We start from the raw sequence: 16,930 nt of genomic DNA, 5'->3' as shown, positions 1-16,930 counted from the left end.
CGGCGCAGGGCGGACCCGCGCTTCACGCCCTCATTCGCCGTCGGCGAGGCGGAGAGCGTCGTCGCCCGGCCAGCCACCGCCCAGCGCGCGGACGAGGTCCACGCTGGCGGCCAGCCTGCGGCCGAAGACGTCGAGCGCCTGGCGCTCGTTGCCGAGCGTGGTCGCCTGCACGGTGACCACGCTCAGGTAGTCCACCATTCCCGCCTTGTAGCGGTTGAGCGTCTGCTGCTCCGATTCGCGCGCGCTTCTCACCGCCGCGGCGACCGCCTCCGCTTCTTCCTCGAGCCCGCCGAGCGCGGCCAGCGCGTCCTCCACCTCCCGGAACGCGTCCAGCACCGCCTGCCGGTATCCGGCGGCGCTGGCGTCGTAGCGGGCCTGCGCTGCCGCCTCCAGCGCGCGCCGCTCGCCGCCGTCGAACAGGGTGAGGGCCAGCGCGGCACCGAGCGACCACACCCGCGCCGGCGTGTCGAGCAGCGCGCCATAGTGCGCCGCGGACTGGCCGCGCGAAGCGCTCAATGTGAGGCTGGGAAACCACGCCGCCCGCGCCACGCCGATCTCCGCGTTGGCCGCCGCCACCCGGCGCTCGGCCGCGGCCACGTCGGGGCGCCGCTCCAGCAGTTCCGAAGGCAGCCCGGCAGGCACCGGTGGCGGGCTGAAATCCGCCGGCCTCAACGGGTCGGGCGGCAGCGCGAAGTCCGCCGGCGGCCTCCCCAGCAGGGTCGCCAGCAGGTGCTCCAGTTGCGCCCGCGCCACGCGGTTGTCGGCCGCGAGCGCGCGCGTCGAATGCAACTGGGTCTGCGCCTGCGCCACGTCGGCCGGGGTGGCGATCCCCACCGCGAGGCGGTTGCGCGTCAGTTCGACGGCCCGGCCGTACGCGGCGACCGTGGCGTCGAGCAGTTCCTGCCGCGCATCCTGCACGCGCAGCAGGAAGTAGGCCTGCGCCAGGCTGGCCTGCACCGACAGGCGGACGGCGGCGAGATCGGCCGCCGCCGCGCGGCCGCCCTCCTCGCCCGCTTCGGCCTGCCGCCGCAGGCGGCCCCACAGGTCGGCCTCCCACGCCGCCTCCAGCCCCAGCCGGCGGCTGCGGCTCGTGCCGTCGGCGGCATTGCGGCCCAGGCTGTCGGACCAGCCCGCCGACAGCGACGGCCACAAGGCGGCGCGCGCCGCGCCCGCCTGCCCCAGCGCCTCGCGGTAGCGCGCGCCCGCCAGCGCGATGGCGGGCTGGTCGTCGCCGAGCCGCGCGATCAGCGCATCGAGCGCCGGGTCGCGGTAGCGCGCCCACCAGCCGTCGCGCGGCAGCGCGTCGGCCGGTGCCGCCGCCTTCCAGCCCGCCGGGCCGCTTTCCTTGAACGCCGCCGGCACGTCGACCGCCGGCCGGCGGTAGTCCGGGCCGCTGCTGCACCCCTGCAGCAGGATGGCCAGTGCCAGGATCAGGCGGGGTGCGTGCGTACGCCCAGTGCTCATGGCTGCCTCATGCTCGTCTGCCCGCGGCCGCGGCGCCAGCGGGCGACCGCCTGGTGCCGCAGGCGGTCGAGGTGGAGATACACCACCGGTGTCGTGTAGAGGGTCAGCAACTGGCTGAATACCAGGCCGCCGACGATGGAGATGCCCAGCGGCCGGCGCAGCTCGGCGCCGTCGCCCGCGCCCAGGGCCAGCGGCAGCGCCCCGAGGATGGCGGCGATGCTGGTCATGACGATGGGCCGGAAGCGCTGCCGGCAGGACTGCAGGATGGCCTGCTCCGGCGACAGGCCGAGCAGGCGTTCCCGCTGCAGCGCGGTATCGACCATCATGATCGCGTTCTTCATCACCAGCCCCACCAGCAGCGTCACGCCGATGAAGGCGATCAGGGTGAACGGGCTGCCGCAGGCCAGGAGCGCGAGCAGCGCGCCCACGCCGGCCGACGGCAGGGTGGACAGGATCACCAGCGGCAGCGCGGTGCTTTCGTACAGCATGCCGAGCACGATGTAGACCGCGAGGATGGCGGCGAGGATGAGCCAGGGCTGGCTCTCCATCGATTCCTGGAAGATCCTGGCGGTGCCGGCGAAGCGGCCGGACACGCCGTCCGGCGGCTGCAGCCGCTCGAAGGCCGCCTCGATCGCCGCCGTGGCGCGGTCGAGCGAGACACCGGGCGCGAGGTTGAAGGACACGGTGGCGGCGGCGAAGGTGCCCTGATGGTTGACCGCGAGCGGCGTGCGGTCCGCCTCCCAGCGCGCGATCGCCGACAGCGGCACCCGCGCCGGGCCGCTGCCGGCGAGGTGGATGTTCTCCAGCGCCTGCGGACCGGCGGCATGCATCGGCGCCACCGACAGCACCAGGTAGTACTGGTTGAGCGGCTCGAACAGGGTGGCGACCAGCCGCTGCCCGAAGGCGTCGTTCAGCGCGGAGTCGATCTGGCGCGCGGTGATGCCCAGCCGCGCCGCCGCCTCGCGGTCCACCTCCAGCCGGGTCAGCAGGCCGCCGTCCTGGAAGTCGCTGTTGACGTCGGTCAGTTCCGGCAGTTGCGCCAGCGCGTTGCGCAGGTGCGGGGCGAGCTGGCGCAGCGGGGCGAGTTCGTCGGCGAGCAGGGTGAACTGGTATTGCGCCCCGCCCTGGCGGGCGCCGATGTTGAGTTCCTGCTGCGCGTTGAGGAACAGGGTGGCGCCGGCCACCTGCGCCAGCTTCGGCCGCAGCCGGGCGACGACCTCGGCCGCGGTGGCGCTGCGCCCGGGCAGCGGCTTGAGGCGGGCGAACATCGACCCCGCATTGACCTGCCCGCCGCCCGAGCCGCCGGTGTATTCGTAGGAGGTCTCGACGTCGGGGTCGGCGGCGACGATGGCCATCAGTTCGCCGACCTTCTGCCGCATGTGCTGGAAGGAGACGCTCTGGTCGGCGCGGAAGAAGCCGTTCAGCCGGCCGGTGTCCTGCTCCGGGAAGAAGCCCTTGGGCACCGCGGCGTACAGGTAGACGTTGAAGGCGATCACGCCCGCCAGCAGCGCGAGCACGGCATGGCGGTGGCGCAGCGCGAAGGCCAGGCTGCGGGCGTAGGCGGCTTCCGGCGCCGCCAGCCAGTCCCGCCTCGCGCGGCGCGGGCCCGACGGCCGCAGCCAGCGCGAGCACAGCATCGGCGTCGCGACCAGCGACACGACGGTGGAGATGCCCACCGCCGCCACCAGGGTGATGGCGAATTCGCGGAACATCCGCCCGATCAGCCCGCCCATCAGCAGCAGCGGAATGAACACCGCCACCAGCGCCAGGCACATCGCCACCAGGGTGAAGCCGACTTCGCCGATGCCGCGCAGGGCCGCCTGCAGCGGCGCCAGCCCGGCCTCGATGTGGCGCCCGACGTATTCGACGACGACGATGGCATCGTCCACGACGAAGCAGGTCGCCACGATCAGGGCCATCAGCGACAGGTTGTTGAGGCTGTAGCCGAGCAGGTGGATCACCGCCAGCGTGCCCAGCAGGGTGACCGGGATCACGATGCAGGGGATCACCGTCGCCCGGCCGCTGCCGAGGAAGACGTAGGTGACCAGCACCACCAGCGCCACCGCGATCGCCAGGGTTTCGCCGATCTCGCGCAGCGACTTGCGTATCGTCGTGCTGCGGTCGATCACCACCTCCACGTCGATGCCGCTGGGGATGATCTCGCGCAGGCCGGGCAGCAGGGCCTTCACCGCGTCCACGGTATCGACGACGTTGGCGCCGGGCTGCTGGTTGACCGCGAGGATCACCGCCGGCCTGCCGCCCGAGGTGCCGCCGATGCGCAGGTCCTGCACCGAATCGCTGACGGTGGCGACGTCGGCCAGGCGCAGCACGCCGCCGGGGCCGGCGGCGATGACGAGATCGCGGAAATCGCGCGCCTGGCGGCCCGGCGCGTTCACCTCGATCTGCCAGCGCCGTCCGCCGTCTTCCAGCAGCCCGCGCGGCAGGTGGCTGTTGGCCGCGGCGATGGCCGTCCGCACCTGTTCCAGGCCGATGCCGTGGTGCCGCAGGGCGAGCGGATCGACTTCGATCCGGACCGCCCGCAACGCGCTGCCGTTCACGTTGACCTGGCCCACGCCGCGCACCTGGGCGATCTTCTGGCCGATCAGCGAGAAGGCCACGTCGTAGAGCTGGTCCTGGGTGTGGGTGCCGGAGGTGAGCGCGATCGCCAGCACCGGTGGGCCGACGGAGTTCGCCTTGCGGTAGGTGGGGTTGCCCGGCAGGCTGGACGGCAGCAGGGCGCGCGCCGCGTTGATCGCCGCCTGCACGTCGCGCGCCGCGCCGTCGATGTCGCGGCCGAGTTCGAACTGCAGGTTGATGCGGGTGCTGCCCTGGGTGCTGGTGGACGTCATCTCGGTGATGCCGGCGATCTGGCCGAAGGCGCGCTCCAGCGGCATCGCCACGGTGGCCGCCATCACCTCGGGGTTCGCACCCGGCAGCGAGGCGCTGACGCCGATGGTGGGCAGGTCCACCTGCGGCAGCGAGGCCACCGGCAGGCGCACCAGCGCGAGCACGCCGGCGAGCGCGACCGCCAGCAGCAGCAGCGAGGTCGCGACCGGACGGTGGATGAAGACCGGCAGGCCGCTCATCGGGACGCCGCGCCGGCGGTGGCGGCCGCCCCGCGCGCGCTGCGCACGAGGCGGGCGAGCCGGTCGAACCACAGGTAGATGACCGGGGTGGTGAACAGCGTCAGTACCTGGCTCAGCATCAGGCCGCCTATCATCGCGATCCCCAGCGGCTGCCGCAGCTCGGAGCCGGGTCCGCTGCCGAGCACCAGCGGCACCGCGCCGAACAGCGCCGCCAGCGTGGTCATCAGGATGGGCCGGAAGCGCAGCAGGCAAGCCTGGTGGATGGCCTCGCGCGGGCTGCAGCCGCGTTCGCGCTCCGCCTCGAGCGCGAAGTCGATGATCATGATGCCGTTCTTCTGCACGATCCCGATCAGCAGCACGATGCCGATGATGGCGATCACGTTCAGTTCGCCGCCGCACAGCAGCAGCGCCAGCAGCGCGCCGACCCCGGCCGAGGGCAGGGTGGACAGGATGGTCAGCGGGTGGATGTAGCTCTCGTAGAGCACGCCCAGCACGATGTACATGCACAGCACCGCCGCCAGCACCAGGACGAGTTCGTCGGCGAGCGCGCTGTTGAAGGCCATGGCCGCGCCCTGGAAGCGGGCATGGACGGCGGACGGCAGCGCGAGCGCGGCCAGTTCGGCCTCGATGGCGGCCACCGCCTGGCCGAGCGCCACGCCCTCGGCCGGATCGAAGCCCACGGTCGCGGCCGGGAACTGCTTCTCGCGGCCGATCAGGAGCGGCGCCGGCTGTTCCACCACGCGCGCCACGCTGTCCAGCGGCACCAGCCGGCCGGACGCCGCCGCCACGTAGAGCCGGCCGAGCGCAGCCGGGCCGGCGCCGCCGTCGTCGGGCGCCGCCTCCAGCACCACGCGGTACTGGTTGGTCTGGGTGAAGATGGTGGATACGAAGCGCTGGCCGTAGGCGCTGTAGAGCACGTCGTCGATCGCCGCCATGGTGATGCCGCGCCGCGCCGCGCTGTCGCGGTCCACCTCGATGCGGGCGACGAGGCCGCCGTCCTGCAGGCTGGACCGGACCGCGGCCAGTTGCGGCAGGCCGCGCAGGCGCTCGGCGATGCGCGGCACCCAGTCCGCCAGCAGCCCGGCGTCCGGGCTTTCCACCAGCAACTGGTAGCGGCTCCGGCTGATGCGGTCGTCCACCGTCAGGTCCTGCACCGGCTGCAGCGACAGCGCGATGCCATCGACCTGCGCCACCGCATCCTGCAGGCGGCGGGCGATGGCCGCCGCATCCTCGCCGCGCACCGCGTGGGGCTTGAGCGCGATCAGCATGCGCCCGCTGTTGAGCGTGGTGTTGATCCCGTCCACGCCGACGATGGACGACAGGCCCTCGACCGCCGGATCCTCGAGGATGACGCGCGCCAGCGCCTGCTGCCGCGCGGACATCGCGGCGAAGGAGATCGACTGCGGCGCTTCGCTGATGCCCTGGATGACGCCGGTGTCCTGCACCGGGAAGAAGCCCTTCGGCACCCACCAGGCGAGCAGCACGGTCAGCAGCAGCGTGCCGGCGGCGACGGCCAGCGCGGCGGGCTGGCGCGCCAGCACCCGGTCCAGCGCGCGGCCGTAGGCGGCCACCACGCGCTCGAAGAAGGCCGCCGAGGCGCGCTCGAAGCCGCCCGGCTGCGCCGGCGCCGGCCTGAGCAGGCGCGCGCACAGCATCGGCGTGAGCGTCAGCGACACCACCGCCGAGATCAGCACCGCCACCGCCAGCGTCACCGCGAACTCGCGGAACAGCCGCCCGACGAGATCGCCCATGAAGAGCAGCGGGATGAGCACGGCGATCAGCGAGAAGGTCAGCGACACGATGGTGAAGCCGATCTGCCGGGCGCCGTCCAGCGCGGCATCCAGCGCGTTCTTGCCCTCCTCCATGTGGCGCGCGATGTTCTCGATCATGACGATCGCGTCGTCCACCACGAAGCCGGTCGCGATGGTGAGCGCCATCAGCGTCAGGTTGTTGATGCTGAAGCCGAGCAGGTACATCGCGCCGAAGGTGCCGACCAGCGACAGCGGCACCGCCAGCGCCGGGATCAGCGTGCCGGCCAGCGTGCGCAGGAAGAGGAAGATCACCATCACCACCAGCGCGACCGCCAGCACCAGTTCGGCCTGCACGTCGCGCACCGAGCTGCGGATGGTGGTACTGCGGTCGGTGAGCACGCGCAGCTCGACCTCGGCCGGCAGCACCTGCGACAGGCCGGGCAGCAGGGCATGGACGCGGTCGACCAGTTCGATGACGTTGGCGCCGGGCTGGCGCTGGATGTTCACCAGGATCGCCTGCCGGGTGTCGACCCAGGCGGCGAGGCGGGCGTCCTCGGTGCCCTCGACCACCTCGGCGACGTCGCCCAGGCGCACCGGATTGCCGTTGCGCACGGCGATGATCGCGCGCCGGTATTCGCCGGCATCGCGCAACTGGCTGTTCGCGTCCAGCGCCGAGGACTGCAGCCGCCCGTCGAGAAAGCCCTTGGCCTGGTTGGAGTTGGCGCTGCCGATGGCGCCGCGGACCTGGTCGAAGCCCAGGCCGTAGGCGGCCAGCGCGCCCGGCATCGCGCGGATGCGCACCGCCGGACGCTGGCCGCCGGCGAGGCTGACGAGGCCGACCCCGGACACCTGCGCGATGCGCTGCGCGAGCTGGGTCTCGGCGATGTCGCGCACCCTGGACAGCGGCAGCGTGGGCGAACTCACCGCCAGCGTCAGCACCGGCGCCTCGGCCGGATTGACCTTGCTGTACACCGGCGGCGACGGCAGTTCGGCCGGCAGGAAGTTGGCCGCCGCGTTGATCGCCGCCTGCACCGACTGCACCGCGACGTCGAGGCTGACGTCGAGGGCGAACTGCAGGGTGATGACCGAGGACCCGGCCGAACTGGTCGAGGACATCTGGCTCAGCCCGGCGATGCTGCCGAACTGCCGTTCCAGCGGCGCCGTCACCACGTTGGCCATCATCTCGGGGCTCGCGCCCGGGTAGTGCGTCACCACCTGGATGGTCGGGTAATCCACCTGCGGCAGCGCGGCCTGCGGCAGCAGCCGGTAGGCCAGCGCCCCGGCGAGCAGGATGGCGACCATCAGCAGCGTGGTCGCGATCGGGCGCAGGACGAAGATGCGGGAGAGATCCATCGCCGCGCGTCAGGAGCGGCCGGGGGCCGGGCCGCGGCCGTTGCCGCCGGGACCGTCGCCATTGCCGGGCTTCGCGGCCTCCGCCAGTGCCACCCGCGCGCCGGCGCGCAGGCGGTCGACGCCGCTCACCACCACCAGTTCGCCCGGTTCGAGGCCCTGCTCCACCACCACGTCCTCGCCGTCCACCGGCCCGAGCGAGACCGGCCGCACCGCCACCGTGCGATCCTCGCCCACCACGTAGACGAAGGCGCCGCGGTTGCCGCGCTGCACCGCGGCGCCCGGCACCACCACCGCCGCATCGCGCGTCTCGACCAGCAGATGGACGTTGACGAACTGGTTGGGGAAGAGCCCGCCGTCGGGGTTGGCGAACACCGCCTTGAGCCTGACGGTGCCGGTGGCCTGGTCGATCTGGTTGTCGATGCTGCGCAGTTCGCCGCGGCCCAGCAGCCTGCGGCCGCCGCGGTCCCAGGCTTCCACCGGCAGCGGCCGCCCGGCCCTGCGGCCGACCTCGAAGCGCTGCGCGACCTGCGGCAGCAGGTTTTCCGGCAGCGCGAACACCACCGAGATCGGGTCACGCTCGGTGATCACCGCCAGGCCGCCGCTGTCCGACGGCGAGATGTTGTTGCCGGCGTCGACCTGCCGCAGGCCGATGCGGCCGCTGATCGGCGCGGTGATGCGGGTGAATTCGAGCTGCAGCCTCGCCTGGTCGACCAGGCCCTGGTCGGCGCGCACCGTGCCCTCGTACTGGCGCACCAGCGACGCCTGCGCATCGACCAGTTGCCGAGCGATAGACTGCTGATCGAGCAGGGTGCGGTAGCGTTCGAGGTCCAGCCGGGCGTTGTCGAGCAGCGCGCGGTTGCGCTGCGCCTGCCCTTCGACCTGGGCGAGCTGGGCGCGGTAGGGGCGCGGATCGATCTCCGCCAGCAAGGCGCCGGCGCGCACGTCCTGCCCTTCGTCGAACAGCACCCTCACCAGTTGGCCGTCGACGCGCGCCCGCACCGTCACCTGCCCGAGCGGCGCCACCGAGCCCGGCCCGGTCTGCACCACGCGCACCGACGCCTTGCGCACCGGCAGCGCCGCCACCGGCACCTCCCGCCCGGCGCCGCTCTGCCCGCCCGCGCCCGGGGGCGCATCCCGCCCGCCCACACCGTTCTGCCCGGCGCGGGCGGCCTCCGGCGCCGGGGCGGCCTGGGCCGGCGAGCCGCGCCCCTGCCACAGCCACCAGGCGCCGGCGGCGGCCAGCACGGCGAGCGGCCAAAGGATGAAGTGCTTTCGCTTGCGGATGGACATCGCGTTTCCTGCGTTCAAGACTGGATTCGGCCCGCCGCGGACGGGCGGCGGGCGCGCCGGATCAGATCGCCATCTCCGCCAGCCGCCCTTCGCTCTGCAGCCGGCACAGGCGCTTGTAGAGCCCGCCGGGGATGGCGGACAGCTCGGCATGGCGGCCATGCTCGACGACGCGGCCGTTCTGGATCACCAGGATCTGGTCGGCGCCCATCACCGTGCTCAGGCGGTGGGCGATGATCACCGAGCTGCGGCCGCGCAGCAGGCGCTCCAGGCCCTGCTGCACGACGTGCTCGGATTCGGAGTCGAGCGCGCTGGTCGCCTCGTCGAGGATGATGAGCTGCGGGTCCTTGAGGATGGCGCGGGCGATCGCCACCCGCTGCTTCTCGCCGCCCGAGAGCTTGATGCCGCGCTCGCCGACCAGGGTGTCGTAGGCATCGGACATGCGCTGGATGAAGGCGTCGGCATGGGCCGCGGCCGCGGCCGCCCTCACCTCCCCGGGTTCGGCGCCCGGCCGGGCGAAGGCGATGTTCTCGCCGATGCTGTCGTTGAACAGCGCCACGTCCTGCAGCACGACGCCCATGCGCGCGCGCACCGAGCGCTGGCGGTAGTCGCGCAGGTCGCGGCCGTTGATCAGGATGCGGCCCTCCGTGGGGTCGTAGAAGCGCATCAGCAGCTTGACGATGGTGGTCTTGCCGCTGCCGCTCGGCCCCACCAGCGCCACCGACTGGCCGGCGCGCAGCACGAAGGAGACGTCGTGCAGCGTCGGCGTGCTCTTGCCCGGATAGGTGAAGCCCACGTGCTCGAAGGCGATGGTTTCCAGGTCGCCCAGATCCACCGCATCCGGCGCGTCGGCCAGTTCGGCCTCGACGTCGAGCAGTTCGACCAGGCGCTCGGCCGAGCTTTCGATGTCACCGGCCTGGTTCACCAGCCGCGAGATGGGCTGGATGGTATTGACGAGGTTCTGCGTCAGGGTCAGCACCAGCAGGATGTCGCCGGTGGTGAAGTGCCCCTGCAGCGCGCCGTAGGCGGTCCAGGCGACCGCGGCGAACACGGCGAAGGTGTTCGCGACGTTGAGCGCCAGCCCGGAGCGCCATTCCAGCACGTGCAGCCGGCCGCGGGTGACGCGCCATTCGGCCTGGGTGTCGTCGTAGCGCTGCTTGACCGCCGGCTCGCCGCCGAAGCTGCGCACCGTGGCGATGTTGCCGATCATCTCCGCGAGCAGGCCGGTCATCCTTCCCGCCTGGGCCTGCCAGCCGCGCCGGTAGGGCCTGGTCCAGTGCACCGTGCGGTACGAGATGTAGAAGTTGAAGGCCAGCACGCCCAGCATCAGCAGGCCGACCACCGGCGCCTTGACCAGCAGCACGATGACGATGAAGCCCATCTGCAGGATGTTGCCCAGCGTGCCCTCGGTGAGCGAGGACAGCCACATGGTGATGGTGGTGATGGTGCCGAAGCGGTCCATGATCTCGCCGGCGCGGGTCTTCTCGAAATAGTCGATGGACAGCCGGGTCATGTTGTCGAACACGCGCTGGCGGAAGGTGCTGACGGTGTCGAGCCACAGGTCGTCGGCCTGCCTGTTCTGCACCGCGCTGAACACCACCACGCCGACGCGCAGCACGAAGAAGACGATGAGCAGCACGACCATGCTGCCGGTCGCCTCCTCCACCGTGATCCGGCCCGACAGCATGCGGGCGACCACGTCGACGATGATCTTGTAGAGATAGGGCGTGCCCGCCGCGATGAGGCCCATGACGGTGCCGACGAGGAGGACGCCGAGGACCCGGCTGCGGTACTCCGGGACGAACTGAATGACGCGCCAGATGTTTTTCATGGATGCTGGATTCGGTTGGGGGAAGGCGGAAACGGCACGGCGGCGGGACGCATCAGCGCCTTTCCCACCAGGTCGCCTGTATCCACTCGTAGGGCCCGTAGTAGTCGGGCAGGCGCTCGGGGCGCGCCAGGCGCCGGTGATGGACGACGTGGTGGCGGGCGATGTGGCGGAAGGGGATCACGTAGTGCCCGTGCATCAGCACGCGGTCGAGCGCGCGCGCCGCCGTCTCCAGTTCTTCCTGCGAACCGGCGTCGATCACCTTGCGGACCAGGGCGTCGACCGCCGGCGACTTCAGGCCGACGATGTTCTCCGAGCCCGGCTTGTCCGCGCCGGCGCTGCCCAGGTTGCGCAGCAGTTCCGCCCCCGGCATGCGCCCTTCGCGAAAGCTGATGGTGGCGAAGTCGAAGTCGAAGCGGTTCATCCGCTTGCGCTGCGTCGCGGCGTCGTTGATGACGCGCTTGAGCTGCACGCCGAGCTGGGAGAAGTTGCGGTATAGCGGGTCCATGTACGGGCTCTGCGAACGCGATGCCGGCACTTCCATGACGAAGGGCTCGCCCCCGGCGTTGCGCAGCACGCCGTCGCGGTACGTCCAGCCCGCCGCCTCCATCAGTTCGAGCGCCTTGCCGAGGTTTTCGCGGTAGCTGGACGGCGCGCGCGTGGTGGGCTGCGCCACCGGCGGGCCGAACACCGCCGGATCGAGCTGGCCGCGCCAGGGTTCGAGCAGTTCGAGTTCCGCCGCCGAAGGCAGGCCGGTGGCCTTGAGCGCGCTGTTCGGGAAATAGCTGTCGGTGCGCTCCCAGTCGTCGTGGAAGATGCGCTGGTTGACCCACTCGAAGTCGAACACCAGGTTCAGCGCCTGGCGCACCCGCAGGTCCTGGAACTGCTCGCGCCGCAGGTTGAAGGCGTAGCCGTTCATCGCCGGCGGGTTCTTGTGCGCGAAGTCCGACTTCAGCAGTTCGCCGCTGTCGAAGCGCTTGCCGATGAAGTGGCAGCACCACACCCGCGACTGCGGCATCACCAGGATGTCGAACTCGCCGCTGCGCAGGCCGGCGATCAGCGTTTCCTGGTCCTTGTAGAGCTTGTAGACGATGCGGTCGAAGTTGAACATGCCGCGCCGGCTGGGGACGTCGGCCGCCCAGTAGTCGGGGTTGCGGCGATAGACCACGCCCTGGCTGCCGTCGAGCCGTTCGATCACGTAGGGGCCGCTCGAGATCGGGGCATCCAGCTTCAGGGCGTCGAAGGCGGTGCGCGTGCCGTCCGGCTGCACGCCCCACTTCGGCGAGAACACGGGCAGGCTGCCGGCGACGAAGGCGAGGTCGCGGCCCGCGCGGCGGTAGTCGAAGCGCACCGTGCCGGCATCGACCACCACCACCTTCTCGATCTCGGCAAAGTAGTTGCGGAACTTGGGACTGGCCTTCTTGCTCGTGAGCGTGTCGAAGGAATGCTTGACGTCGTCGGCGGTGACCGGATCGCCGTTGGAGAAGCGGGCGCGGCGGTTCAGGCGGAAGGTCACCGAACGGAAGTCGGCCGCGACCTCGATGTCCTCGGCCAGCAGGCCGTACTGGGTGTTGCTTTCGTCCAGGCTATAGACCGCCAGCGTCTCGAACACCAGTTCCAGCAGGCCGGGGGCCGGCACCCCCTTCAGCGAGAAGGGGTTGAGCTTGTCGAAATTGCTGTTGAGCGCGATGTTGCCCTGGACCAGCGAACCGCCCTTGGGCGCCTGCGGATCGACGTAGTCGAAGTGGGTGAAACCGGCGGGATAGCGCGGCGCGCCGAAATAGGCGACGCCGTGCGCCGGCTGCGCGAGGCCCGCATGCAGGCAGAGGGCGAGGAAGGCGAAGGTCTGCAGGCGCCGGAATGGAAGAAGGCGGGAAAGACGCATGGATCAGAGCGAAGCCTGTATGAACTGACGGGTGTATTCGTGCACCGGGGCTTCGAGCACCGCTTCGGCGCGCCCGGCCTCGACGATCTCGCCGTCCTTGAGCACGACGATGTGGTGGGAAAGCGCGTTGATCACCGACAGGTCGTGGCTGATCAGCACGTAGCTCAGGCCGTACTTGTGCTGCAGGCCGGAGAGCAGTTGCAGCACCTGGCGCTGGATCGACACGTCCAGCGCCGAGGTCGGCTCGTCGAGCACCAGGATGCGGGGTTCGAGCACCAGCGCCCGGGCGATGGCGATGCGCTGGCGCTGGCCGCCGGAGAACTCGTGCGGATAGGCCGACAGCGCGCTCGCCGCCAGGCCGACCTCGGCCAGCACGGCGACGATGCGGGCGTGGCGCTGGTCGGGGCCCAGTTCCGGCCGGTGCAGCGCGAGGCCCTCGCCGACGATCTGCTCCACCGTCTGGCGCGGCGACAGCGAACCGAAGGGGTCCTGGAACACCACCTGCAGGCGGGCGCGCAGGGCGCGCTTCTCGCGCGCGCTCATCTCCCGGGTGTCGCGCCCTTCGATCTCGATCGCCCCCGCCGCCGGCCGGATCAGGCCGAGCAGGGCCTGGGCCAGGGTGGACTTGCCGGACCCGGATTCGCCCACCACGCCCAGCGTCTCGCCGGCGCGCAGGTTCAGCGCGATGCCGGACAGCGCGGTGAACACGTCGCTGCGGAACCAGCCGCGCAGGCCGGGCACCTTCTTCGGGTATTCCACCCGCAATCCCTGCGCCTTGAGCACGATGGGCGCATCGCCGCGCAGCGCCGGGACCTCGCGCACCGGCAGGCTGTCGAGCAACTTCACCGTGTAGGGGTGCTGCGGGCGGGCGAACAGGGTGGCGGTGTCGGCCACTTCCACCAGCTTGCCCGCCTCCATCACCGCCACCCGCTCGGCGAAGCGCCGCACCAGGTGGAGGTCGTGGGTGATGAGCAGCACCGCCATGCCGAAGTCGCGCTGCAGTTCGAGCAGCAGCTTGACGATGCGCATGCGCACGGTGACGTCGAGCGCGGTGGTCGGCTCGTCGGCGATCAGCAGCTTGGGGCTGCAGGCGAGCGCCATGGCGATCATCGCGCGCTGGCGCTGGCCGCCGGAGAGCTGGTGCGGATAGCTGTCGATGCGCCGTTCGGGCTCGCGCACGCCGGTCCGCGCCAGCAGGCCGATCGCCCGCTGGCGCGCCTCGCGCGCGCCCAGTCCCTCGTGCAGCACCAGCGTCTCCACGATCTGGTTGCCGATGGTGTAGAGCGGGTTGAGCGCGGTCATCGGCTCCTGGAAGATCATCGCGATGTCGCCGCCGCGGATCGCGCGCAGCCGCGCGTCGTCCAGGGTCAGCAGGTCCTCGCCGTTGAAGCGGATGCGGCCCTCCACGCGGGCGTCGTGCAGCAGGCGCAGGATGGACAGCGCGGTCACCGTCTTGCCGGAGCCGGATTCGCCGACCAGCGCCAGGCGCTCGCCCGGCCGCACGTCGAGGTTGAGCCCGCTCACCGCCTCCCGGCCGTCGAAGCGGATCGAGACGTCCTGCAGTTCGAGCAAGGGGCCGGCCATCACAGCCCTCCCGCGGCGAGCTGGCGGTCGCTGATGCGGTTGTCCAGCGAATTGCGCAGCGCATCGCCCATGAAGGTCAGCAGCAGGATGGTCGTGCTCAGGGTGGCGAAGGCCGCCGCGGTGATCCACCAGGCGTCGAGGTTGGCCTTGCCCTGCGACAGGAGCTGGCCGAGGCTGGGCGCCGGCGCGGTGACGCCAAGGCCGAGGAAGTCCAGGCTGGCGAGCGCCATGATGGCCGCGCTCATGCGGAAGGGCAGGAAGGTGATGACCGGCGTCAGGCTGTTCGGCAGCACGTGGCGGTGGATGATCTGCCAGTTCGACAGGCCCATCGCGCGCGCCGCCTTGACGTACTCCTGCTGGCGGTTGCGCAGGAATTCGGCGCGCACGTAGTCCGACAGCAGCGTCCAGCCGAAGAGCGTCAGCAGCGCGAAGAGCAGCAGGAAGCTGTGCTCGAAGATCGAGGCGAAGATGATCAGCAGGTAAAGCTCGGGCATCGACACCAGCACCTCGATCAAGCGCTGGGTGAAGAGGTCCACCTTGCCGGCGTAGAAGCCCTGCAGCGCCCCGACCAGGATGCCGATCAGGGTGCATGCGGCCGTCAGCGCGATGGCGAAGGTCACCGAACTGCGGAATCCGTACAGCACCCGCGACACGATGTCGTAGCCGGCGATGTCCGTTCCCAGCCAGTTCTCGGCCGACGGCGGCGCCGGGAAGTACGGCTCCTCGGCGTAGTAGTTGAGCGTGTCGTAGTAGTAGCGGTTGAGCGGATAGATCGCGAAGTTGCCCGGCCGCTCGAACTTCTCGCGCACGACCGGATCGAGGTAGTCGGCCTCGATCGGCAGGCTGCCGCCGAAGGTGGTCTCCGGATAGTCGTTGAACAGCGGGAAGTACCACTGCTGCTCGTAGCGGACCACCAGCGGCCTGTCGTTGGCGATGAACTCGCCGAACAGGCTGCCCACGTACAGGGCCAGGAAGAGCACCAGGCTGGCGTAGCCCAGGCGGTGCGACCGGAAGCGCAGCCAGATGCGCCGGCCGGGCGACAGGGATGCCCCGCGCCGCCCGGCGGCGGCGCCGGTCCTGGCACCGGGGGCGAGGGCCGCCAGATCGGCCGGCGACAGTTCTGCGACGTTTGCGCTCATTTCAATGCTCCTGGGCAGTGAATTTGATGCGGGGATCGACCAGCACGTAGCCGAGGTCGCCGATCAGCTTGGTCAGCAGGCCGATCAGGGTGAAGAGGTACAGGGTGCCGAGCACCACCGGGTAGTCGCGGGTATTGATCGACTCGAAGGACAGCAGGCCCAGCCCGTCGAGCGAGAACAGGGATTCGATCAGGATGCTGCCGGTGAAGAAGGCCGCGATGAAGGCCGCCGGGAAACCCGTCACCAGCGGGATCACCGCGTTGCGCAGCACGTGCTTCCACAGCACCTGGCGCTCCGACAGGCCCTTGGCGCGGGCGGTCAGCACGTACTGCCGGCGGATTTCCTCGAGGAAGCTGTTCTTGGTGAGCATGGTCTTGATCGCGAAGCTGCTCACCACCATGGCGACGACCGGCAGCGTCACGTGCCAGAGATAGTCGAGCACGCGGTCGAGCGGGCCGAGCCGGGCCCAGTCGTCGGACACCAGGCCGCGCAGCGGGAACAGGTCCCAGAACGAACCGCCGCCGAAGAGCACGATGAGCACCACGCCCAGCACGAAGCTCGGGATGGCATAGCCGATCAGCACGACGAGGCTGGTGATCAGGTCGAAGCGCGAGCCGGCGCGCACCGCCTTGGTGATACCGAGCGGCACCGACACGAGATAGGTCAGCAGGAAGGTCCAGAAGCCGAGCGAGATCGACACCGGCAGCTTGGAGAGGATCAGTTCCCACACGCCCTGCTGGCGGAAATAGCTGTAGCCGAGGTCGAAGCGGACCATCCGGCTCACGGTGTCGACATAGCGCTCGAACAGCGGCTTGTCGAAACCGTAGGACGCGGTCAATTGCCGGACCTGTTCGTCATCGACGCCCTTTCGTCCGACGTAATTGAAACTGCCGCTGGTGGTATCGGCATTGACGCGGCCGTCGTTGTCGAGCGCCATCACGATCTGCTCGACCGGTCCGCCGGGCACGAACTGGGTGACGACGAAGGTCAGCGTGATGACGCCGAACAGCGTCGGAACCATCAATAGCAATCTCTGGAATATATAGGCCCACATGGCTTTGCCGATTCACCGTTGAATGCCGCGGAATCGGCGTACCGAAAGGCACGCGGATTCGTCCCGCGGACGACACGGCATCAACAGCACGATTCGTACCAGAGAACATTGCGGCAATCCGCCAATCGTCCGGCGCGCCCGCATCGGATCGCGGAATGCCTTGCGGCGCCCGGGCTTGGCGCCATCCATGGATCCGCGCCGGCGGATGCGGCGGCGCCTTCGATAATGCTTTCGTCATCATTCGGACCGCCGTCGCCCGATTGCCGTTGATGAAAATCCAGCAATACGGCCTGCGGGCCTGTTGATTACGCCGCGACCGCGGCAAGGCGGCCGCCGGCGCGCGCCAGATAGTCCCCGGATGCGCCGCGCGGCGATGCCGATATCGCCCATTTCCGCATCCCGCACCACGCAAGGCAATTGGCCGGATTTCCCGTCCGGATCGGCCGGCGCGGCGAACGCAATCCGGTGCGCCGATTCCGGCAGTGGCACGAAGTCTGCT

At 70.6% G+C, this 16,930-nt stretch carries 9 protein-coding genes; all 9 read right to left on the bottom strand.

Annotated elements, in window-relative coordinates; all coding sequences use genetic code 11:
* Positions 1-30 precede the first annotated feature (30 nt).
* Positions 31-1,464 carry an efflux transporter outer membrane subunit gene (locus tag CCZ27_RS03620; protein WP_096445598.1) on the bottom strand — a complete coding sequence of 478 codons (1,434 nt, stop codon included), beginning with the start codon at positions 1,462-1,464 and terminating at the stop codon, positions 31-33.
* Positions 1,461-4,550: an efflux RND transporter permease subunit gene (locus CCZ27_RS03615; protein WP_096452125.1), complete on the bottom strand. Its 3,090-nt coding sequence runs from the start codon at positions 4,548-4,550 to the stop codon at positions 1,461-1,463. The genes CCZ27_RS03620 and CCZ27_RS03615 overlap by 4 nt, the downstream gene beginning before the upstream one ends.
* Entirely contained in the window at positions 4,547-7,654 is a 3,108-nt protein-coding gene (locus CCZ27_RS03610) for a multidrug efflux RND transporter permease subunit (protein ID WP_096445596.1), read from the bottom strand. The genes CCZ27_RS03615 and CCZ27_RS03610 overlap by 4 nt, the downstream gene beginning before the upstream one ends.
* A 9-nt stretch (positions 7,655-7,663) precedes the next feature.
* The gene (locus tag CCZ27_RS03605; protein WP_157748429.1) at positions 7,664-8,944 is read right to left on the bottom strand and encodes an MdtA/MuxA family multidrug efflux RND transporter periplasmic adaptor subunit; all 1,281 of its coding nucleotides are present in this window, start codon (positions 8,942-8,944) and stop codon (positions 7,664-7,666) included.
* Positions 8,945-9,005: 61 nt separating this feature from the next.
* Positions 9,006-10,772, bottom strand: coding sequence for an ABC transporter ATP-binding protein (locus CCZ27_RS03600; protein WP_096445591.1), 1,767 nt, complete (start codon positions 10,770-10,772; stop codon positions 9,006-9,008).
* A 52-nt stretch (positions 10,773-10,824) separates the two neighbouring features.
* Positions 10,825-12,654: an extracellular solute-binding protein gene (locus CCZ27_RS03595; protein ID WP_096445589.1), complete on the bottom strand. Its 1,830-nt coding sequence runs from the start codon at positions 12,652-12,654 to the stop codon at positions 10,825-10,827.
* Positions 12,655-12,657: 3 nt separating this feature from the next.
* Positions 12,658-14,238: an ABC transporter ATP-binding protein gene (locus CCZ27_RS03590; protein WP_096445586.1), complete on the bottom strand. Its 1,581-nt coding sequence runs from the start codon at positions 14,236-14,238 to the stop codon at positions 12,658-12,660.
* Positions 14,238-15,377: an ABC transporter permease gene (locus tag CCZ27_RS03585; protein WP_096445583.1), complete on the bottom strand. Its 1,140-nt coding sequence runs from the start codon at positions 15,375-15,377 to the stop codon at positions 14,238-14,240. Before CCZ27_RS03585 ends, CCZ27_RS03590 begins: the two co-directional genes overlap by 1 nt.
* 1 nt (position 15,378) lies before the next feature.
* Positions 15,379-16,398, bottom strand: a complete 1,020-nt coding sequence (locus CCZ27_RS03580; RefSeq protein ID WP_198363252.1) for an ABC transporter permease subunit — start codon at positions 16,396-16,398, stop codon at positions 15,379-15,381.
* Positions 16,399-16,930 lie beyond the last annotated feature (532 nt).

This window comes from Thauera sp. K11 (assembly GCF_002354895.1).
Taxonomy (GTDB): domain Bacteria; phylum Pseudomonadota; class Gammaproteobacteria; order Burkholderiales; family Rhodocyclaceae; genus Thauera; species Thauera sinica.
Note: the sequence above shows the minus strand (reverse complement) of the source record. Positions and strands in the feature narration are given on the sequence as shown.